The 21,243-nt window shown below is 52.4% G+C and carries 23 protein-coding genes; all 23 read left to right on the forward strand.

Annotated features, from left to right (window positions below):
- Positions 1–10: 10 nt before the first annotated feature.
- The 23 genes from JRI95_06060 (at position 11) to JRI95_06170 (ending at position 20,938) form a co-directional block, all read left to right on the forward strand.
- Positions 11–1,330 carry a FliI/YscN family ATPase gene (locus JRI95_06060; GenBank protein ID MBW2061114.1) on the forward strand — a complete coding sequence of 440 codons (1,320 nt, stop codon included), beginning with the start codon at positions 11–13 and terminating at the stop codon, positions 1,328–1,330.
- A gap of 2 nt (positions 1,331–1,332) precedes the next feature.
- Positions 1,333–1,767 (forward strand): flagellar export protein FliJ, encoded by a 435-nt coding sequence (gene fliJ, locus JRI95_06065; GenBank protein ID MBW2061115.1) that lies wholly within the window; start codon positions 1,333–1,335, stop codon positions 1,765–1,767.
- A gap of 11 nt (positions 1,768–1,778) precedes the next feature.
- Positions 1,779–2,450: a hypothetical protein gene (locus JRI95_06070; GenBank protein MBW2061116.1), complete on the forward strand. Its 672-nt coding sequence runs from the start codon at positions 1,779–1,781 to the stop codon at positions 2,448–2,450.
- A gap of 354 nt (positions 2,451–2,804) precedes the next feature.
- Entirely contained in the window at positions 2,805–4,373 is a 1,569-nt protein-coding gene (locus JRI95_06075; protein ID MBW2061117.1) for a flagellar hook-length control protein FliK, read from the forward strand.
- Between the two features lie 27 nt (positions 4,374–4,400).
- Complete coding sequence (locus JRI95_06080; GenBank protein ID MBW2061118.1) at positions 4,401–5,111, forward strand: flagellar hook capping protein; 711 nt, start codon at positions 4,401–4,403, stop codon at positions 5,109–5,111.
- A 27-nt stretch (positions 5,112–5,138) separates the two neighbouring features.
- Positions 5,139–6,935, forward strand: coding sequence for a flagellar hook-basal body complex protein (locus tag JRI95_06085; GenBank protein ID MBW2061119.1), 1,797 nt, complete (start codon positions 5,139–5,141; stop codon positions 6,933–6,935).
- Positions 6,936–7,245: 310 nt separating this feature from the next.
- Positions 7,246–8,010, forward strand: a complete 765-nt coding sequence (locus JRI95_06090; protein ID MBW2061120.1) for a flagellar motor protein — start codon at positions 7,246–7,248, stop codon at positions 8,008–8,010.
- A 13-nt stretch (positions 8,011–8,023) separates the two neighbouring features.
- Positions 8,024–8,821, forward strand: a complete 798-nt coding sequence (locus JRI95_06095) for a flagellar motor protein MotB (protein MBW2061121.1) — start codon at positions 8,024–8,026, stop codon at positions 8,819–8,821.
- Positions 8,822–8,828: 7 nt separating this feature from the next.
- Positions 8,829–9,572 (forward strand): flagellar motor protein MotB, encoded by a 744-nt coding sequence (locus JRI95_06100; GenBank protein ID MBW2061122.1) that lies wholly within the window; start codon positions 8,829–8,831, stop codon positions 9,570–9,572.
- Positions 9,573–9,582: 10 nt separating this feature from the next.
- Positions 9,583–10,122 (forward strand): flagellar basal body-associated FliL family protein, encoded by a 540-nt coding sequence (locus JRI95_06105; GenBank protein ID MBW2061123.1) that lies wholly within the window; start codon positions 9,583–9,585, stop codon positions 10,120–10,122.
- Positions 10,123–10,132: 10 nt separating this feature from the next.
- Positions 10,133–11,122, forward strand: coding sequence for a flagellar motor switch protein FliM (gene fliM, locus JRI95_06110; protein ID MBW2061124.1), 990 nt, complete (start codon positions 10,133–10,135; stop codon positions 11,120–11,122).
- Between the two features lie 63 nt (positions 11,123–11,185).
- On the forward strand, positions 11,186–11,599 hold the full coding sequence (fliN, locus tag JRI95_06115; GenBank protein MBW2061125.1) for a flagellar motor switch protein FliN: 414 nt from the start codon (positions 11,186–11,188) through the stop codon (positions 11,597–11,599).
- Positions 11,600–11,617: 18 nt separating this feature from the next.
- Positions 11,618–12,103 (forward strand): flagellar biosynthetic protein FliO, encoded by a 486-nt coding sequence (locus JRI95_06120; protein ID MBW2061126.1) that lies wholly within the window; start codon positions 11,618–11,620, stop codon positions 12,101–12,103.
- Positions 12,100–12,864: a flagellar type III secretion system pore protein FliP gene (gene fliP / locus JRI95_06125; GenBank protein MBW2061127.1), complete on the forward strand. Its 765-nt coding sequence runs from the start codon at positions 12,100–12,102 to the stop codon at positions 12,862–12,864. The genes JRI95_06120 and fliP overlap by 4 nt, the downstream gene beginning before the upstream one ends.
- A 3-nt stretch (positions 12,865–12,867) precedes the next feature.
- Entirely contained in the window at positions 12,868–13,137 is a 270-nt protein-coding gene (gene fliQ, locus JRI95_06130) for a flagellar biosynthesis protein FliQ (protein ID MBW2061128.1), read from the forward strand.
- 8 nt (positions 13,138–13,145) lie between these two features.
- Positions 13,146–13,922, forward strand: a complete 777-nt coding sequence (gene fliR / locus JRI95_06135) for a flagellar biosynthetic protein FliR (protein ID MBW2061129.1) — start codon at positions 13,146–13,148, stop codon at positions 13,920–13,922.
- A 7-nt stretch (positions 13,923–13,929) separates the two neighbouring features.
- Complete coding sequence (gene flhB, locus JRI95_06140; GenBank protein MBW2061130.1) at positions 13,930–15,000, forward strand: flagellar biosynthesis protein FlhB; 1,071 nt, start codon at positions 13,930–13,932, stop codon at positions 14,998–15,000.
- Entirely contained in the window at positions 14,993–17,098 is a 2,106-nt protein-coding gene (flhA, locus tag JRI95_06145; protein ID MBW2061131.1) for a flagellar biosynthesis protein FlhA, read from the forward strand. Before flhB ends, flhA begins: the two co-directional genes overlap by 8 nt.
- Positions 17,088–18,218, forward strand: a complete 1,131-nt coding sequence (gene flhF / locus JRI95_06150; GenBank protein MBW2061132.1) for a flagellar biosynthesis protein FlhF — start codon at positions 17,088–17,090, stop codon at positions 18,216–18,218. Before flhA ends, flhF begins: the two co-directional genes overlap by 11 nt.
- A gap of 23 nt (positions 18,219–18,241) precedes the next feature.
- Positions 18,242–19,096, forward strand: a complete 855-nt coding sequence (locus JRI95_06155; protein MBW2061133.1) for a MinD/ParA family protein — start codon at positions 18,242–18,244, stop codon at positions 19,094–19,096.
- A 40-nt stretch (positions 19,097–19,136) separates the two neighbouring features.
- Positions 19,137–19,907 carry a FliA/WhiG family RNA polymerase sigma factor gene (locus tag JRI95_06160; protein ID MBW2061134.1) on the forward strand — a complete coding sequence of 257 codons (771 nt, stop codon included), beginning with the start codon at positions 19,137–19,139 and terminating at the stop codon, positions 19,905–19,907.
- Positions 19,908–19,912: 5 nt separating this feature from the next.
- A complete protein-coding gene (locus JRI95_06165) occupies positions 19,913–20,611 on the forward strand; it encodes a flagellar basal body-associated FliL family protein (GenBank protein ID MBW2061135.1) in 699 nt (232 codons plus the stop codon).
- Between the two features lie 9 nt (positions 20,612–20,620).
- Complete coding sequence (locus JRI95_06170; GenBank protein MBW2061136.1) at positions 20,621–20,938, forward strand: hypothetical protein; 318 nt, start codon at positions 20,621–20,623, stop codon at positions 20,936–20,938.
- Positions 20,939–21,243 lie beyond the last annotated feature (305 nt).

Consider the following 21,243-nt stretch of genomic DNA (forward strand, 5'->3'; position numbering starts at 1 on the left):
CGGCTGATTCATGGATATAGCCTATAATTTAGATCGGTATATCACTACTGCGGCCCAGGCTGAACCCTTGATCCTCGAAGGCCGTGTCGTCAAGGTCGCTGGCCTGGTGATCGAAAGCGAGGGTCCAGCCGCCTCAGTGGGTGATCTCTGCCATATTTTCTCCAGGGATGCGGAAAAGCCCATCGAGGCCGAAGTGGTCGGGTTCCTTCAGGGTCATATTCAGCTTATGCCTCTCGGACCGGTTCAAGGTCTTACTCCCGGCTGCCGGGTGGTGCCGCAAAATGCGACCGCCTCGGTCCAGGTCGGCCCGGAGATACTGGGACGGGTCCTTGACGGCCTGGGGTACCCCATTGATGACCTTGGCCCCATTGCGACCGGCGCCTCCTACCCGCTCTATGGCCGGCCAAGCAACCCTCTGGCCAGGGCCGATATAACCGAGCCGGTGGATGTGGGAATCCGGGCCGTCAACGCCTTGCTTACTATTGCCAAGGGGCAGCGGGTCGGGATATTTTCCGGGGCAGGCGTGGGGAAAAGCACGCTTCTGAGTATGATTGCCCGCCATACCCGGGCCGACGTCAACGTCATCGCCCTCATTGGGGAGCGAGGCCGGGAAGTCAAGGAATTCATTAATAAAGGACTGGGCCCAGAAGGCATGAAACGCTCCGTGGTAGTGGCCGCCACGTCTGATCAGCCGGCTCTGGTTCGAATAAGAGGCGCTTTTGTAGCCACGGCTGTGGCCGAATATTTCTGTGACCAGGGAGCCGACGTCATCTTGATGATGGATTCAGCCACCCGATTTGCCCATGCCTCCCGGGAGGTGGGCCTGTCCATCGGCGAACCACCCACCACCAGAGGCTACACCCCGTCAGTTTTTGCTCAACTGCCATTACTTCTGGAAAGGGCCGGCATCTGGCGCGAAAAAGGAAGCATCACCGGGTTATATACAGTCCTGGTGGAAGGCGATGATATCAACGAACCACTGGCCGATGCCTTGATGTCTATTCTGGACGGCCACATCATCCTGAAAAGAGAGTATGCCGCCCGCAACCGCTACCCGGCTATTGATCCACTGGTCAGCATCAGCCGGCTCATGATTGACGTGGTGGGCCAGGATCACCTGAACCTGGCCCGGCGTTTTACAGATGTGCTGTCCACCTACGTGCGGTCTGAAGACATGATCAATATCGGGGCTTATATCCAGGGTTCCAATCCTGAAATTGATTACGCCATCAAAACAATGCCTCGCTTCGAGGCTTTCCTTAAACAGACGCCCGAGGAAGGCGTTAACTTTTCCCAGTCCCAGGATGAACTCAAAAAGGTCTTTAGCTAACTATGTTTCAATTTCCCCTGGAAGCTTTTCTTAAATACCGCCGCCAGCAAGAAGAAACAGAGATGTATGAATTATCCAACCGAATCAGGGAAATGCGCCAAATCCAGGACGATCTTAAAACCATAAAGGCCAGAGCCGCGAATCTGACCCTGGCGCTGCAGGAACGGACAACCGCAACGGTCACCGCGCCCGTCATCGCCCTCTACTCGAATTATCTTCATAATCTCCGCAAGTTAGGTTTGGCAACCGCGGATGAGATCAACCGCGCCCAGACCAAAGTCAAAAGACAGCGTGAAAAACTGATAAAAGCCTCGGTCGGCCGCAAGATCATAGAACGCCTCAAGGAAGGACAGCTTCAGGCCTATATTGATGAGGAGGCCCGCAAGGAACACAAGATCTTCGATGAAATAACCACCCTGAAGGCCGGAAGGAAATGATGACGACAAGTATGCACAGAACACGGCGCCATCCCGCCTGGCTGACCCTGGAATTCATCATTATTATATGCCTGGCCCTAAAAATGGTCCTCGCCGGGGGATATTTCCTCTCACTCACCAAAGGGGCGCCGGTAATCAAAACCTCAATGGCCATCGCCGCCGATCCAACTCAGGCCGAAACACAAGGCTCACCTCCTGCACTCCTGTCGCCTCCAAAGGACCTCTCTCTGGTCGAACAGTACAAGGCCATGCTCCTGGTTCTGAAAAGCAGAGAAAAGACGATTAAAGAAAAAGAACAGCGCCTCAAGGAAAAAGAGGAAGCCTTGAAAGCCCTGCAAAAAGAAACCGAGAAAAGATCCTCGGAACTGACGGCGCGCCTGAATAAACTTATCAGGCAGAAAGAGGAACTGACCCTTAAACTGGAAAAACTCATTTCAGAACAGAAAATACTTGAAGACGCCAAAATTACGCATCTCGTCAAAGCCTACAGCGCCATGCGGCCGGAAAACGCCGCCACGCTAGTCAATAGCCTTGACGATGACGTGGCGGTACGCATCCTGGCTTCCATGACCGGCCGATCTGCAGGTAAAATCCTGGCCTTTGTCGAACCAGTCAAGGCCGCAAGGCTAACAAAGCATCTGGCCGATCATAGAGTAAGTGGAGTCAAGCCGGAGAAGCAGTAAAAAAAACTGTGCCTTATCAAAGGTGAATAGCGCTGACACCGCGCCTTTAAAAAACCCATTGCGCCAAACAAAACGCCAGGTCTTTCAAAAGGATCGCTACTTGCCTGTTTTTTCCTCTTATTTTTAAATATATTTAAAAACAATTTAAATTCTTTAGAAAAATATGGAAAGAAGTTCTATTTTACTGGAGTAAAATTCGGTAAAATCTGCCTCTCAGGGTCATTTCTTGAGAGGGCCCTTTATTGTCTTTTCTTTATAACTAGCTTACATTACTAATAAATTGTCCTTGGTTTATTGTGGCACGTCTATTGCCTCCTCATGAGGCAGCACCACAAACTAACCAGGAGAAAGGCCTTGATACAAGCTTCAGCCATCGTATCGCCCCTCCAGATGCAAGCCGACTTCTTTCTTGCACAAACTTCGCCTCTTCAGATTCACGGGGCTGATCTTTATCATAATGAGCCCTTCCGGGCGGTTCTGAACAATACGCTGGAGAAAAGGGAACGATTCCTTGAAAAGCCGGGGTTTAAGGATCAGAGAGAAGAGGGACCGATTCATGGCTCAGCGCTGGAAGCTTTTGAAGCCGAAGTAAAGGCCTTCGGGCTTCCCCTGGACACCGTTTCCATGGACCCAAAGGATTTACCGCTCCTGCAGAAAATCTTGAACGAGAGCGGCTTCAGCCCTGATGAGATTCATCATATTATGAAGAGCTTGACTCAGGGGCCGCTCACCATGGAGCGAATCATGGCTGTTATTGGAACGGTCCGGACCGGGCCTCGCGTAAACCTGTCTCTGCCAGAGGCCGCGCTGCCTTCATTCGGTCGTTTCCTGCTCGAACTGGGACTCAACCCGGAACAGGTCAAAAATATAATTACTGAACTTGGCCAGGGTGGGCAATTTGGATCTGAAGTCTTGCGAGGGCTCCTTTTAAAGCACGGCCAGACCAATTTAAAGGAACTCAACCTTTCAAATGTAGATTTAAGCAACCTCAAAGACCTCCTGGCCTCGCTTGGAGCTCAACCCAAGAATCTTCAGCATCTCTGGCAGCAGCTCGAGGCCAGCAAAGGCCGGATGTCCATGGAGGGATTCCTGGCGCTTTTTAAATCGCTGGAGCGGCCGGAGCCTCTTGGACCGGGCCAGATGGACTGCATCCGATCACTGGTGCACAATCTGCGCTTAAAACATACTTTCCGGATACGCACCCACTTCGATCGAATCATAAGCCTGCTTCAGAGCATGGGCGACGATAAAATTGATCCGGATTCCCTGAAGCATAATCCAGCCCTGGCGATCCTGCGCGCCGGAACGCCGTCTGCCCGGGCTATTATGAATGGAACGGAATTCCCAGGCAGTGCTGCCGCTCAGAATACAAACAATGCCGCGGCATCGGGACCGGAAATCCAGCCGGGCGCCATAGTTTCAAGGGAAGGTGAATTGTGGAACAGGCCTGAACTGCAAGTCAGGCTTGAAACAGCCGCAACCACCCGTTTATCCGATTCTGTCCTCAGGCAGATCGCTGAAAAAATTATCTATTCATCGCGGAACAATCTGCATCGAATCATGATCCAGCTTGAACCCAAAGAACTCGGTCAGCTCAAGATCAACATGATCTTTAAGAACAACCAGCTCCAGGCCAAAATCGTTACCGAGCATGGATTTGTCAAGCTGGCCCTGGAGGAGCAGCTGGATCAACTAAAGAAAACCCTGGAAGAGCAAGGTCTCCATGTGGAGCGTTTCGATGTCTCCTTCACCAGGGATCAGCAGGACTTTGCAGGGAAATCAGAAACCTGGTCCGCATTTCAAAACAGCTCTCAGGCGGCATCGAACACAGGCTCCACGATTGAGCCTGCTGCCTTGGAGGAGCTTGAGGCCGCACTTCCCGAGGCAGTCCGGGACGTGAACCAGGTGGATCTTTTCGCTTGAACTTTATGAATATCACAGGAGAAGAGCATGACGGTGGTTACTCAAAACCAGATCACTCAAAATTACCTGCCCGTAAAGCAGAACGACCCTGACCTTTATCAGGAAGGCAACTATACAAAAATAGGCAAAGACGAGTTCCTCAAACTGCTTATTGCGCAGATGAAATACCAGGACCCGCTCAACCCCATTGAAGGTACTGAATTTACGGCCCAGCTGGCCCAGTTCACCAGCCTGGAGCAGCTTTACAACATCAATGACACCCTGGAGGGACTGAACACGGCTCTGACCGCTCAAAACAGCTTCCAGGCCGTCAATCTTCTCGGGAAAACGGTCAAGACCGCCGGGCAGTGGCTGAACGTCGAGGAAGGTGAACTGGTGACAGCGGGAGTTTACGAACTCAAAAACGCTGCGCAGCAGGTTCAGATAAATATTTACAGCCAGGATGGCGCCATGGTTCACAGCATTGACCATCCGGCTCAGGAAGCGGGGACTCACCAGGTCGAGTGGGATGGCAGGAATTTCTTGGGCCAGCCTGTGCCCGATGGGATCTACGCCTTTGAAGTCGTGGCCCGCAACCCTGATGACAGCCTCATAGACTCGACCGGCTACACCAAAGGCACAATTACCGGCTTGACTTTCGGACAGGGCGGAGAACCGATCCTGCTCATGAACGGCATCGGCCTGAACTTGGCCAATGTCATTGAAATCATTGTCCCGAAGTCAACCAAGGATAATTAATTTAAAAGGATTAAGGAGTGTAAAAAAATGTCAATTTCTGCTGCATTGTATACGGGTATCACCGGTTTAAGCTCCATGGGTATGGCCATGTCCGTCATTGGCAACAACATTGCCAACGTCAATACCGTGGGTTTCAAACAGGCGCGTCCGCAGTTCATGGATCTTCTGAGCCAGCGGATATTCACCGCTGCTGGCAGCTCCCAGATCGGGAAAGGAGTCAGTTTGGGCACCGTGAATAACGTCTTCTCTCAAGGCGCATTCGTAAACTCGGATGAAGACACCGATCTTGCCATCAGCGGGGAAGGGTTTTTCATGGTCAGGAAATCTGATGTTGATACGGTTTATTTCACGCGAGCCGGAAACTTCACCTTGGACAACCAAGGCCGCCTCATTACGCCGCTGGGTTATATCGTTCAGGGCTGGGCCCTCAACGAGGATCAACAGCGCACGGGCACGCCGACCGATATCATTCTCACCACGAGCAACCTGCCCCCGGTCATGACCTCTAACGCCACTTTTATCACCAACCTGCAAGCTGACTCCGCTTCCCGAGCCACCAGCCTGTGGCAGGCCTGGGATGCAACGAATGATAACCCCATTGCTGGTGACAGTTATGTTTACCAGAGCTCCCTTCGCGCCTATGATTCGCTCGGGGAAGTTCACAACCTTTCCATTTACTACGATCCTAATTACAATCCGCCGTTTGCCAGTTTGACTACGGCCCTGCCCGGAGCAGACGATGACATTACCTTTACCGCCGTTTCCGGCGGGGCTAGAGGTAACAATATCACCATCACTTACGTGGACCCCGGCGCGCTCAGGGCCACCACGGATGTGACCGACGTCACCGGCACGGCCATTACCGTCACCCTGGCCCATGACGGAACCTCTATTACCGCCACAGCGAACGATGTCCTGGCCGCTATCGCGGCAAGTACCGAGGCCGGCAACGTCCTCACCGCGGCGGCGGTAGGCGCAGGAACTGGAGTCGTAACGGCCATGGCGGCCACCAACTTGAGCGGCGGCTCCGACGTCAATACCACGCCGAATCAGTGGGAGTATATCGTCACTACTGATCCAGCCGACGACTACCGCCAGATCAATAGTAAATCTGTTATCGGGAATCCATCCGCCGGACTGCTGATGAGAGGTATTCTTACCTTCGACCCCAACACCGGAGGTATTGCTCATACCACCACGGCTGTCACAGCCGATGAGATAACCGATATTGATATCGTAAATGATCCTCCCAATCCCCCGACGTGGTCGAGTTTAACGCCAAACAACAACGGATATTTTGAATTAACGGCCAATTTCGTACCAGGAGCGTCAGATCAATCCATCGAAATAAACTTTGGGGCAAATAATCAGCTCGGACTCAATAACTGGATCACCGAAAGCCTCTCAACTACACAATTCGCCGCGACCTCGACCACTGTTTTCCAAACCCAGGACGGATACTCTTCCAGCTATCTCCAGGGAATCAGCGTCGGACGTGACGGCACCATCTACGGCGATTATTCAAACGGGCAGAGCGTCGGCCGGTATCAGGTCGCCTTGGCCCTTTTCCAGAACCAGTGGGGCCTTGAAAAACTCGGCCAGAACCTCTATATCGAAACACCGGCTTCAGGCGCAAGGACCCCTGCCCCGGCCGGACATGGAGGGGCAGGAGAACTTCATCCCAATGCCCTGGAACAGTCCAACGTGGACCTGGCCCAGGAGTTTGTGGACATGATCGTCATTCAGCGCGGATTCCAGGCCAACTCCAAAATAATCACCACCACAGACACCATGCTGGCTGAACTGATCCAGCTCAAACGATAGCTCCCCTCCTCTGCTCCACCTCAATGAACAGGGGCCTTTCGGGCCCCTTTTCTTTGTCAAAAAGTTGACTTGTGTCGTCCTGGAAACTTGACGCATTTCATTCTCTTCAGGCCGCTTCAGGCCTTGTCTCACCAGGGGGACAGGCCTGTCATAACGGCCGACAGTGCCGTTAACCGGAGTATTTATACGCTTGAAATGAGCTTGACATTATGAGGTCATTGTTCATAATGTTTTAGAGTAATACTTTAGGTTTACGTGGCACGCACCTTGCTTTATCCATTCCATGAGTTAACTCACGAGGGGGAGCCAAATGGATCTGGCGACTTTTATCGGTGTTATCGCTTCTTTTAGTATATTGGTCTCTGCCATCATGATGGGCAGCGGCCTCTCAGCTTTTATCAACATCCCTGCTGTCCTTATTGTCCTGGGTGGAACGATCTGCGCCACCATGATCAACTACCCCCTTAAAGACGTGATTGGTAGTATTAAGGTGGTGCAGAAAGCCTTTTTCGCCAAGACCTTGACCTTTGGGGAAATCATCACCAATTTCGTCAATTATGCTACAAGGGCGCGCAAGGAGGGCATCCTGGCCCTGGAGGCTACCTTACCGGAAATTCAGGATGATTTTTTGAAAAAGGGCCTGCAGCTCACGATTGACGGCCTGGAACCTCAATCCATCACCGAGATCCTGGAAACCGAGATTGCATTCGTTGAAGACCGCCACCGACTGGGCGCGGAATTGTTTCAGACCATGGGTACCTTTTCTCCAGCTTTTGGGATGATCGGTACCTTGATCGGTCTGGTGCAAATGTTGCAAAGCATGGACGATCCCTCGACTATCGGCCCGTCCATGGCCGTGGCCTTGATTACGACCTTTTATGGCGCCGTGCTGGCCAATGTCCTCTTTCTGCCCATTTCTGGCAAACTGCGCACCAGGAGCAAGGAGGAAAGCCTGCTCAAAGAGATGATCCTCCATGGAATCATCTCCCTCTCACGAGGAGATAACCCGCGGATTATTGAGCAGAAACTGCACTCATTCCTGCCGCCCGTCCTGAGAGTCTCCACCTTCGAGTAGGAGTAAATTCTTCATGGCGCGTAAAAAAGAAGAAAAAAGGCCTGAGTGGGAAAAAACCAATATTGGATTGATGATGTTCACCGCGCTGATGATCATTCTTCTCGCCTTCTTCATCATGCTCTCGACCATGTCCGTCATAGACGAACGCCGGGAGCAAGTGGTCCTCGGTTCCCTGATCGGCTCCTTTGGCATCCTTCCAGGCGGCCTCTCCCCAACACGCACCGAAGCCCACAGCCTGGCCCCGCCTTCAAGCCCCCTGCAAGTTATTAAATCCGACATGGAACAGTTGAAGGATATCTTCACTCAAAGGACGATCGAGGATAAGATCAATTTTCTCAGAGGACGAACACGCCGTATTATCAGCTTTCAGGAAGCGGTCTTATTTCCTCCCGGCGAGGTGGAAATCCTGCCTGAAATGAAACCGGTCCTGATGGAACTTGCCAACGTTTTACGAGGATCAGACTACCCGATCATCATCGAGGGACATACTGACGACCTGCCGCCGCGAGACGAAACATTGATCAACAACTGGTTCGTTTCGGCGACTCGATCAGCCAACATCCTGAAATTCTTTATAAATGAAGGAGGGCTCGACCCCAACCGTCTCTCGGCCTTCGGGTATGCCGGTTACAGACCGGTTGCAGCGAACAACTCTCCTGAAAACAGAAGGCGGAATCGCCGTGTTGACCTGATTCTGGATACGACCCGCCAGATGGCCCTCTGGCGCTATCAAAAGGAATCCTGGAAATTGAAACCGCTCACCTTTAAAGGCTTCACTTTTCATCTTTTTGGCGGAAAGGAAACCCCCTGAGGACGTTATGGCCAGGAAGAAAAGTTCAGAAGACCCGAGCGCTAAGGTCAACCCCTTGGGATGGATGGTGACCTTCTCTGACCTCATTACCTTGTTGCTGACCTTCTTTGTCCTCCTTATTACCATGTCGTCCATGGATGTTAAAACCGTTCGGCAGGCCTTTGAAGCCTTCACCGGCGGCTCCGGGCCTTTCGAATTCGGCAAAAAAGGCAAGATGGAGGACCTGGCCCAAATCATCTCCCTAATCAACCGCGCCTCGCCTCAAACGCTCCTGGAAAACATAAACATCAAGGAAGTCATTTTCAAATTTGATGAGGCTGGTTACCAGCGCCTCATGAAGCTCCTCGAGAAAGATATAAAAGTGAGAGTTACTGAAAAGGGTCTGGCCATTCAGCTGGCTAATTACATCCTTTTCAATGAAGGGGAATCAGGTCTTCGTATGGAGCATCTTCCTCTGCTGCACCGACTGGCCGGGGTTATCCGGGCAGTAGGCCGCTATCCCGTGTCCATCGAAGGGCATACCGATGGAACTGAGGCTGAAGGCGGCTCCGGAGAATTCGCCTGGCAGCTCTCCCTGGCTCGAGCCATTAATATCCTGGAATACTTTACTGAAGATGAAGGCCTTTCTCCAGGCCGGTTTCGAGTGGGAGGATACGGGCCTTCAAAACCGATTTATCCTGACGACATCCCGGAAACTAGGGTCAAGAACCGAAGAATTGAGATAATATTATATAAAGAACAACTTGGTTAGAGGAGTAGTTATGGCTGATGAAGAGAGAGAAGAGGTAACTGAGGAAGCGGCGGGCGGCGGGAAAGGCATGCTGCCTTTATTGATTATCGTGGCGGCCGTGGTGGTGGTGCTCTTGGGAGCGGTTATTGCCTTGCTGATATTTGCTCCTGGTGTGGTTCCTTTTGGGGGAGAAAAGCCGGCCGCTGAGACTGACTCTTCAGTCCAGGAGTCTGCCGCAAAGGAGGAAACTCAGGAGGAAGCTGAAACCCTGGGTATCCTGTACTCTATGCCGCCCTTCATCGTTAATCTGGTTGACCCGACGGTGCAGCGCTACCTGAAGCTCAAAGTGGAATTAGAGCTGAACAACAAAGAAGTTCAAGCCGAGATTGATCTCCGAATGCCTCAGATAAAAGACAGCCTTCTGGTGCTGCTTTCCAGTAAAACTTTTATTGATATTAAAACGGTCGAAGGCAAGATGCGGCTCAGAATGGAGATTATCGGCCGCATCAATAATTTCTTGACAAGTGGCCGCGTAAAAAACGTTTACTTCACTGAATTTGTAGTCCAGTGAGGAACATCGCATGAGCAAGATTTTATCCCAGGACGAGGTGGACGCCCTGTTAACGGGTATGTCCGGTGGTGAGATTGAGACCGGGACAGACGAGATTGAAGAAGATACCAATATCACGGCCTATGATCTGACCAATCAGGACCGTATCATCCGGGGCCGGATGCCCACCCTGGAAATCATAAATGACCGCTTCGCCCGGCTGTTGAGGGCCACGCTCTCCAGCGCTCTGCGCAAGGTGATTGACGTTTCCTCATTCTCCGTTGATATGATCAAGTTCGGAGAATTCATGCGTTCCCTTCCAGTACCGACCAGCTTACACATCTTCAAGATGGACCCTTTAAGAGGACATGGAATTGTGGTTATTGAGACAAAGCTGGTCTTCAACCTGGTGGATAACTTCTTTGGGGGCGCAGGCCTTTCCTTTATCAAAATCGAAGGGCGAGACTTCACGGCCATCGAAAACCAGCTCATTAATAAAGTCATCCTGATGGCCCTCACTGACATGGAAAAGGCTTGGAATCCGGTTCACCCCATCAGCCTCAGCTTCGTCCGTTCGGAAACCAATCCCCAGTTTGCCAGCGTGGTCGCCCCGACCGAGGTGGTTATTGTCATCAAGTTTGAGGTGGAGCTGGAGCAATCTGTGGGCACACTGATCATCTGCATCCCTTACTCAACGATCGAACCAATCCGATCCAAGCTTTACGCCGGGTTCCAGAGTGATCAGCTGGAGATGGATCATGCATGGATTGACCGTTTCATCGAGCGGGTCCGGCAGGCTGAGGTGGAGATCTCGGTCGAACTTGGCCGGGTGAACCTTTCCGGGCGGGAGCTGTTAAACCTGAAAACTGGCGATGTCATACAGCTGCAGCAGAATGTTGATCATCCCCTGACAGCCAGGGTAGCCGGCGTTCCAAAATTTCGCGGCCACACCGGCCTGCATAAAGGCAGTAAGGCCTTTCAGATCATAAACGAAATTAAGGAGTCCAAACCCCAAACATAATGAGGCAAGGAGATAGCCATGTCTGATAACGAAGTCCTGAATCAAGGCGATATTGATAAGCTCATGAGCGAAGATAAAAGCGTGTCAGATGACTTCGATGATTCGCTCAAGGAAGAGGCCGAGGTTGAGACGGCTCAGGCCGAGGAAAAAGAGGCCGCCCCAGCGCACAGTTTTGACGCGCCTCTTGAAGAAAAAGACCGAAAAGCCGAAGGACCGGGCCGCTCCCTCGACTTCATCCTGGACATTCCACTAGAGGTTACCGTTGAACTCGGCCGGACCAAGATGCTCATTAACGACCTGCTCCAACTCGGGCAGGGCTCGGTTATCGAACTGGACAAGCTGGCTGGCGAGCCTCTGGAAATCCTGATCAATAACAAACTGGTCGCTCGAGGAGAGGTTGTGGTTATCAATGAAAAATTCGGCGTACGGCTGACTGACATCGTCAGCCCCATGGAACGGGTGCAGAGCCTGGCCTGAAGACAGGGGTATAAAAAGATGAGCCTTAAAGTCCTGAAACCTGCCGCCGCCGCTCTGGTATTCAAACTGGCTTTGGCCCCCGCTAGGGCCATGGCAGCGGTTGAGGCCCCGGGAACGGAGGCCCCGGACCTATTCACCGCCGGAATCAAAATGGTCTCCTCCCTGCTCCTCCTGGTCGGCGCGCTGCTGCTCATCCTTTACCTTTTCCGGCGTCTAGCCGCGGCGCGGAACGGAACTCTCGGCAGCCACGATGTCATCCATGTTATCGCCACCCGTCATCTCGCGCCAAAAAACTACATCACCGTGGTCGAGATAGGGGATTCGGTCCTGACCCTGGGAGTCACCAGTGAAAATATCTCCTGCCTGGACAAAACGCCTGCCGATTCCTTTATTAAAAAGGCCGCACCCACGACCGGCCAAGGCGCCAAAGGCAGCTTTGCGCATCGCCTAAAGGTCCTGACCAGCCAGACGCCGATATTCTTCAAGGAAACAAAACAGCAATGATTATCGCTCGAAGAAAAAAAGCCTTCTTTTGCGCCATCCTGCTCCTGGTGATAATAGCCGCCGGAGCCGGTTCAGCTCAGGCCCTTCAGATCCCGACCATTAACATCGCGCTTGAGGAAGCCGAAAAACCGGAGCAGGTGGCCACGGTCATAAAAATCCTATTTCTCTTGACGGTCCTGACCCTGGCGCCTTCGATCCTGATCATGATGACCTCTTTTACCCGACTGGCGATTGTTTTTCATTTCCTGCGGCAGGCCATGGGAACCCATCAGTCTCCTCCCAATCAAATCATCGTCGGCCTGGCTCTCTTTCTGACGATTTTCATCATGGCGCCGGTGTGGACCAGGATCAACGAACAGGCCCTGCAGCCTTACATGGCCCGGCAGATCAACGAGGAAAAGGCCTTCAAACTGGCGTCGGTGCCAGTCAGGGAATTCATGTTCAGGCAGACTCGGGAAAACGATCTGGCCCTGTTTATGAATATTTCTCACCTGAAGCGCCCGGCCAATAAGGACGAGGTACCCTTGACCGTCCTCATCCCGGCCTTTGTCATCAGTGAATTGAAAACCGCTTTTACCATTGGTTTCATTCTATACGTGCCTTTTCTAATCATTGACATGGTTGTGGCCTCAGTCCTCCTTTCCATGGGCATGATGATGCTGCCACCCATTATGATCTCTCTCCCCTTTAAGCTCATGCTTTTCGTTCTGGTTGACGGCTGGCATCTGCTTGTTGGGTCCATGGTCAGGAGCTTCGGTTAAGTTATGAGTCCGGATTTCGTTGTCAATTTCGGACGTGAAGCCATCATTATCACTTTAATGCTGGCTTTACCCATGCTCGGCCTCGGTTTGATCGTCGGCCTGATCGTTTCCATCTTTCAGGCCGTAACCTCGATCCAGGAGATGACGCTGACTTTTATTCCCAAGATTCTGGCGATCATGATCGCCTTGATCATCTTTGCACCCTGGATGATGGAAAAACTGCTTACATTCACTCAGAACGTGATCATAAACATCCCGACCTATGTCAGATAAGGCTGAAGATGGCGCTTACATCTTTTAATGCAGCGGAATTCATGGCCTTTACCCTCATCCTGATCCGGATCTCGGTCATCCTGGCGGTTGTGCCAATCTTTGGCAGCCGCCTCATTCCGCCCCAGATCAGAATAGCCCTGACCATGGTCATGACCTTCTTTCTCTGGACCAGGATAAACGTGGACATCTCTTACTTTCCGACCAGTATTCTTGGCTTTATTCCTTTGATCCTGGGTGAAGTCTTCATCGGTCTGGCCATGGCCCTGCTCATCCGGACCATCTTTGCCGGGGTTCAGCTTGCGGGCCAGTATATTGGCTATCAGATGGGCATGGCCATTGCCAATGTCATGGACCCCCAGACCGGGACCCAGGTCTCGATTTTGTCTGAATTCTCCCATGTCCTGGCCCTCTTTATGTTTCTGGCCTTTAACGGCCATTACTTTATCATCAAAGGTCTGGTGGAAAGCTTCGAACTGATCACCCCCGGCCATCTCTTCCCCAACCCGGCTATTTTTGATCTGGTTTCTGGAGCGGCGGCGAAGATGTTCATTATTGCCGTCAAGATCTGTGCGGCCCCTTTTGTCGTCCTGTTTTTCACCAAGGTTTCCATGGGCATCATTGCCAAGATGGTGCCTCAGATGAACGTTCTCTTCGTGGGGCTGCCGCTCTACATTATGATCGGTCTTTTAATCTTTGCGCTTTCTCTCACCTTTTTCCCGCCCATTCTGAAAAAGGCCCTTGCTGACCTCGATCTATCGGTCTTGGCCCTGCTTCGGGCTATGTGAGCAGACCATGGCTGAGGACAAAAGTAGCAAGACGGAAAAACCAACCGCCAAAAGGCGAAGAGAGGCGCGCCAAAAGGGGCAGGTGCCTAAAAGCATGGAACTTAATTCCGTGGTCGTGCTTATGGCCGGTCTCTTTATCCTCTTCTTTCTTTCAGGCCATCTTTATCAACAGTTAACCGGCCTCATGGCCAGCACATTTTCGCAAGCGGCTCAAATACCAATGGAAGGCAAAGATTTCAACATCTTCCTGGTTGGTAAAGCCCGTGACGTCCTGGTCTTACTCATTCCCGTCTTCATTGTTGTCCTCTGCGCGGCCTTAATCACGAACATTCTTCAAGTCGGACTGCTTTTCTCCGGGGCAAGCATCACGCCCAAGCTTTCCAAGCTGAGCCCCATTAAGGGCTTCGCGAGGATTTTCTCCCTGCGCACTCTCATGGAGCTCTTCAAGTCTGTTGCCAAGATTTCTATCATCGCCGCCACGGCCTACCTGACCATCAGAGGCGAGATGGACACTATCCTGGGGCTGGGCCAGCTCGAACCTAAGGAAATCGGCTATTTCGCCGTTCGGATTGCGTTCATTCTCTTCATCAAGACATGCTGGATCATGGTCGCTCTGGCTATTTTGGACTATACCTTCCAGAAGTGGCAGAGTGAAAGAGATCTGAAGATGAGTCGAGAGGAACTGAAAGAGGAAACCAAACAGACAGAAGGCGACCCTCACGTCCGGGCCAGGATCAGAGCCGTTCAGAGGGAGATGGCCCGCAGACGGATGATGGCCGCTGTGCCCGAGGCTGACGTCGTCGTCACCAACCCCCTCCATCTGGCCGTGGCCCTCAAGTATGACAGCCAGGAGACCGAAGCGCCGGTGGTGGTGGCCAAGGGCCGGAATATCATCGCTGAGAAAATCAAAGAAATCGCTAAGGAGCACGATATCCCGATCGTGGAGAATGAAACGCTGGCCCGGGGTCTATTTCATTCCGTGGAAATAGGCGAGATAATCCCGGTTGAATTTTACGAGGCCGTGGCCGATGTGCTGGCTTACATCTATCAGATCAAAGGCAAGGTGATCAATGGCTGATCAAGCGGGCAGCGCCGCGGTCAGGTCCTGGGGGATCGCCGATACCCGGGATATCGCTGTCGGCGTCGGCGTCGTCGCTATCCTGGGCGTCATGATCCTGCCCGTGCCCACACCGGTCCTGGACTTTTTTCTCACCTTCAATATTACCCTGGGGATCATCATCCTTCTCACCTCGACGTACACCCTCAAGCCCCTGGATTTTTCGATCTTCCCTTCCCTGCTCCTCATAGTTACCCTTTTCAGGCTCTCGCTCAATGTGGCCTCGACCAGGCTGATCCTGCTGCGGGGTGAGATAGGTTTATCTGCCGCCGGACAGGTGATCAAGGCCTTTGGCAGCTTCGTTGTCGGCGGGAATTACGTCGTGGGCATAATCATCTTCGCCATCCTGGTGATCATCAATTTCGTAGTTATCACCCGAGGCGCAGCGCGCATTGCCGAGGTTGCGGCCAGATTCACCCTCGATGCCATGCCAGGCAAGCAGATGGCCATTGACGCCGACCTGAACGCCGGGCTGATTGACGAGGATGAGGCTCGCGGCCGCCGGGCGGAAATCGCCCGTGAAGCCGACTTTTACGGCGCCATGGACGGCGCTTCCAAGTTCGTGCGCGGAGACGCCATTGCAGGCCTCATCATCACTATCATCAACATCCTCGGCGGCCTGATCATCGGAGTCCTGCAAAAGGGTATGGATTTAACCACCGCGGCTCAAACATATACCGTGCTAACCGTGGGCGACGGCCTGGTGGCGCAGATCCCGGCCCTCATTATTTCAACATCAGCCGGCATCATCGTCAGCCGGGCAGGCACTGAAAAGACCATGAGCCGGGAGCTGACCAGTGAGTTCTTGAAGCACCCCCAGGCCATGCTCATCGCGGGCGGGATTATCTTCCTCTTTGGACTTATGCCTGGCCTGCCCAAATTTCCCTTCATGATCTTAGGCGGCGTCTTTGCCTTCATCGGCTTCACCGCGACGCAGCAAAAGAAAATGATCGAGACCGAAAAGATCAAAATCGCTGAAAGAGAGGCCGTGGCCCGGCCCCCAGGCCCGGAGCGTGTGGAGTCGCTTCTGCCTCTGGACGTGCTGGAACTGGAAGTCGGCTACGGCCTCATCCCTCTGGTTGACGAAGAACAGAACGGCGAGCTCCTGGAGCGCATTCGCTCCATTCGCCGCCAGTTCGCCCTGGAAATGGGCTTCGTCGTCCCGCCCATGCACGTTCGTGATAACCTGCAGCTCAAACCCGGGGAATACTCCGTCCTGATCAAAGGCATTGAGGTCGCCCGGGTCGAGCTGATGCTGAATCATTACCTGGCCATGGACCCTGGAGATGCAAAAAAGAAGATCGAGGGCATCGAGACCACGGAACCGGCTTTTAACCTGCCTGCCATCTGGATTCCGGAAAACAAAAAGGAAGAGACTCAGTATGCGGGCTACACTGTTGTTGATCTGGCCACGGTCATCGCCACTCACCTCACCGAGTTGATCCGGACCCACGCCGATGAATTGCTCAACCGCCAGGACGTTCAGAGCCTGATTGACAACGTGGCTCAAACCAACAGCAAGGTCGTCGAGGAATTGATTCCCGGTCTGCTCAATGTGGGTCAAGTCCAGAAGGTGCTGCAGAACCTGCTCCGAGAGCGGGTCTCCATCAGGGACCTTCAGACGATTCTCGAAACCTTGGCCGACTATGCCGCGCTGATCAAGGACACGGACCTGCTGACCGAATACGTCCGTCAGCGACTGGCCCGCTCTATTGTCCGCCAGTATGAAGCGCCCGAAGGAGAGCTGCCTCTCCTGACCCTGGGCCAGGACATTGAAGACCAGCTCGCCAACTCCATCACCGAGACGGAGCAAGGCGCCTTCCTCTCCCTCGAGCCTGAAGCAGGCCAGAAGATATTGAGCGCCCTCAATAAATCCCTTCAAAATATGGTTGAAATGAACTACCAGCCCCTTGTTCTCTGTTCGCCTGTAGTCCGCCGGCATCTGCGCAAGCTGACCGAGCAGTTTTTACCAAATCTGGTTATTCTGTCTCACAATGAGATAACGCCGACAACCAGGATCAAGGTCCTGGGCGAAGCGGGATTGAAAGATGCGGATTAAACGCTTTGAAGCCCTGGATATGAAGACCGCTCTGACTAAAGTCAGGGAAGAGCTGGGTTCGAATGCGGTGATCATCTCAACCAGGGAGATTGAGAACAAGGAAGGGCTGCCGCCTTCGGTTGAAATCACGGCCGGGGCCGACCACCATTCAGTCATCCTGGCAAGTTCGTCACCAGACGGCCAGGACATGAGTCGTCCCGAAAAAGATGCAAAGGAAGCCGAGCCGAACCTGCAAGTTATGCATAAAACAATGGAGAATGAACTGAACCAGATCAAGGAGCTGCTCCTGGACCTGACCCATCGCTCCAGGTTGTCTGAACGGCTCCGAAATCGAACGGACCTGGTCCGCCTCTATCGTAACCTCATCGAATCCGAGCTTGATCCAGCCCTGGCCCGAGGCCTGATCGAGCAGATCGCGACTCAGGGAAACGGAAAAGGCCCGGACCCTAAGACACTTCTCACGAAAAAGCTCTGCCTCCTGCTCCAAACGAACGATCCCATAAATTCTCCGGCTGAACCGGGACGTCCTAAACTGGTGGCCCTGGTTGGGCCGTGCGGGGCTGGCAAGACCACGACCCTGGCCAAGCTGGCGGCAATAATGGCCTTGAAAAAGAAAAAAAAGGTGGCTTTAATCAGCCTGGACAGCTATCGTCTAGGAGCGGTCGCTCAACTCAGAACATATGCCCGGGTCATGGGGCTGCCGTTCAAGGCGGCCCAAAGTAGTGAGGATTTCAAGCAGTGGGTCGAGCTTTTTGAAGACATGGACTTGATTTTGATTGATACACCCGGGCGTGCGCTTTCCGAGCCCGACCGTCTTGAGGAGGTTGCAAAGGCTATCAATCAATTCGATGAGGCTATCATGCTTCTTGTCCTCTCCGCCGCAGCCAAGGACCGAAACCTGACCGCGGCCATCGAACGAACGCGGGACCTGCCGGTCAAGGGCCTGATTATTTCCATGATTGATGAAACAGATCGCTACGGCAATGTGATCAATAATCTGATAAAGTTTAAAACACCAGTATCATATCTGACCAACGGCCAGAAGGTCCCTGATGACATTATCCCGGCTACTCCGAATCGCCTGGTGGCATTGATAAACCCTGGACTCGTCAATAACTGAACAAGGAGGCAGAGAAAATCTTTATGACGCGAAACCGGAAAGCAGAAGCTGAGCACACCACCGAACCAGAAGCCAGGCCTGTGCGGGCCATCTCGATCACCAGCGGCAAAGGCGGAGTAGGCAAAACCAACATCGCAGCCAACCTGGCCATCGCTCTGGCCAGACAAGGGCAGGAAGTCCTGGTTTGGGACGCTGATCTGGGGCTGGCCAACATTGACGTCATCCTGGGCCTCAATGCGCTGTATAATATCAACCATCTCCTTAACGGAGAAAAAAACCTGGAAGAAATTATCATCCAAGGACCGAGCGGTATCAAAATAATGCCAGCCAGCTCCGGGGTCCAGGAGATGGCCAATCTGGGCGAAGGGCAAAAGATGAGACTGCTCAGCGAGTTCGATAACTATAACGCTGACCTGAACTTCCTCCTGATTGACACCGGCGCCGGAATCAGCTCGAATGTCATGTACTTCAACATGGCGGCTCAGGACCGCATCATCGTGGTTACCCCGGAGCCGACTTCGATCACCGACGCCTATGCCCTCATAAAAGTCATGACCACCAAATATAATACCAAGAAATTCCAGATTCTGATCAACCTGGTTGCAAGTTCCAGGGAAGCCAAGGACGTTTTTACATTGCTCAGTGCGGTGGCAGACAAGTATCTGACCTCCATCTCACTGGACTACCTCGGCTTTATCCCTAAAGATGAATATATCCCAAAGGCAATATTAAAACAGCAGGCGGTGCTGGACCTGTACCCTTCAGCTGATTGCAGTAAGTATTTCAACAACCTGGCTAAACGGATACTCAGCACCCCGGCAGATACCGGCCTGGATGGAAACATCAAATTCTTATGGAAGAGGATGTTGCAGATTTAATAAGATGTCCCCTCAAAACAGCAACCATAGCTACAGGCAAATGAAAGAACTGCCCCAGCCGGGACACGATTCATGGAGCAGTCTGACCGAGGAGGAACGGACTGAATACATAGAGAAATATGCGCCGCTCATACGCTACATTGCTGACCGTCTGGCCTTGCGCCTGCCCAGTCATGTCTCACGTGAAGACCTGATCAGCTCCGGTGTCCTGGGCCTGATTGACGCCATTGACAAGTTCGATCCTGACCGAAATATCATGTTCAAGACCTATGCGGAATTTCGAATCAAGGGGGCGATACTGGATGAATTGAGATCCATGGACTGGGTACCGCGTTCTATTCGCAGGAAATCCAGCCAGCTGGAAAAAACCTACCAGGACCTGGAGATGGAACTGGGGCGGGCAGCGGCAGACGAAGAGGTGGCTGAGGCCATGGGGCTTTCTATTGAAGGCTTCCATCGTTTGCTGGATGAGGTCAGGAGCGCCTCGATCCTGAATATTGACATCTTTTTCGGCTATCTTCACAATCATAGCCGTGACGACCTCTTCGATCTCATGACCAAAGAAACCAGCCAGGACCCGTTAGCCGCTCTCAATATGCAGGAAATCAGAAACATCCTGGCACTAACCATAGAGAAATTACCGGAAAAAGAGAAGCTTGTCATCTCGATGTACTACTATGACGAATTAACCATGAAAGAGATCGGCGAAGTCCTGGATTATACTGAATCCCGGATCAGCCAGCTTCATACCAAGGCCATCGCGCGCCTCCACGCTCGCCTGCGCCATTACTTCGAGACTCAACCGAGATAAAGACCATGGCTGAGGAAAACGACGAACTGCTGAAAGACACGGACCTCGAGGAAGAAGACCTGGAAGGAAGCGATCAACTCCTCCACGCAGAAGGCTTTCCTGCTGAGACGCCTTTAGTGGAAGACGCTGGCCCTCCGACCAAAAAGGTCGAACTAGATGTTGAAGAACTGCCAGAAGAGTTGGCCAGGGAAGAAGAGCCGGAAGAAGAGGAAGAGGAACACCTGGAAGAAGAAGCCGTCGAGGAAGAAGAACCCCGGAAATTAAAAACCGCTAAATACAAGCTTTTCATAGCCGGAACTGCCGGCGGACTGATCCTGATTCTGATCATAGCCGGACTTATTCTCTTGATCGGCCCTGGCAAGAAAAAGGTGGACCAAGTCGGATCAGCCGAACCGGTCAGGCAAAAACTCCTGGTCAACATGAAACCGTTCATCATTGACTTCTCCTCCTCCGGCCAGGACGTGATCCTCAAACTCACCATGTCACTGACCTTCTCCAGCCCGGAAGCCGAGGCTGAATTCAAAAATCAGCAGGTCGTCATGCGGGACCTGATTTACCGCTTCCTGCAGGGACACGCCTCGGTTGATCTCAATAAGCGCGCCGCCTTACTGTCCCTGCAGAAAGATATCGCCAGATTGATTAACTCGGCCCTGACCCGAGGGCAGGTAAACATGGTCCTGTTCCAGGAGCTCCTGCTGGTTTGAGGTGTAATTATGTTCGCCCCTGATGACATGAATATCGTTCTCATTCAGACACCGAATGTTGAGAAAACCCAGCAGGCGGAACAGCAGAACCCGGACCAGACCCAGCGCCACGCCGCAGTTAAGGAAGCAGAGGAACACCGCACCAGGATGGAATCCGTGCAGACAACTGACGATACAAAAGAAATCAAGCCTCTGGATAACGAAAAACAGGAAAAAAAACGAACCCGGGACCAAAAAAAATTCCAGGCCGAATCTGAGGACATAGAGACACAAGAACCAGCAGAAGAAGAGACCGAGGCCGGAAACATCGTGGACGTCCTCATATAAAATACAGGGAGCATCGAGTTGTTCATGGATTTGTTAAGCCTTCAATTTTGGTTAGCATTTCAGATTATTCTGGAAGCCTTCCTGCTCGCCCTTATAATTATCTTCTTTTTACGTCTGCGCCGTCTGGGAGATTCGAAATTCCAAACACCAGAACATATTGAGAAGGCCCTCAATCAATTTATCACGGAATCAGAAAAGCTATCCGTTCATTTTACCGAAAATTTGAAACAAAAAAAGGAACTTAGCCTGAGCCTGCTTCTTAAGCTGGAACGGAAGATTAATGAGATGAATCAGCTCCTGGAAAG

The organism is Deltaproteobacteria bacterium (assembly GCA_019308995.1).
Taxonomy (GTDB): Bacteria; Desulfobacterota; Desulfarculia; order Adiutricales; family JAFDHD01; genus JAFDHD01.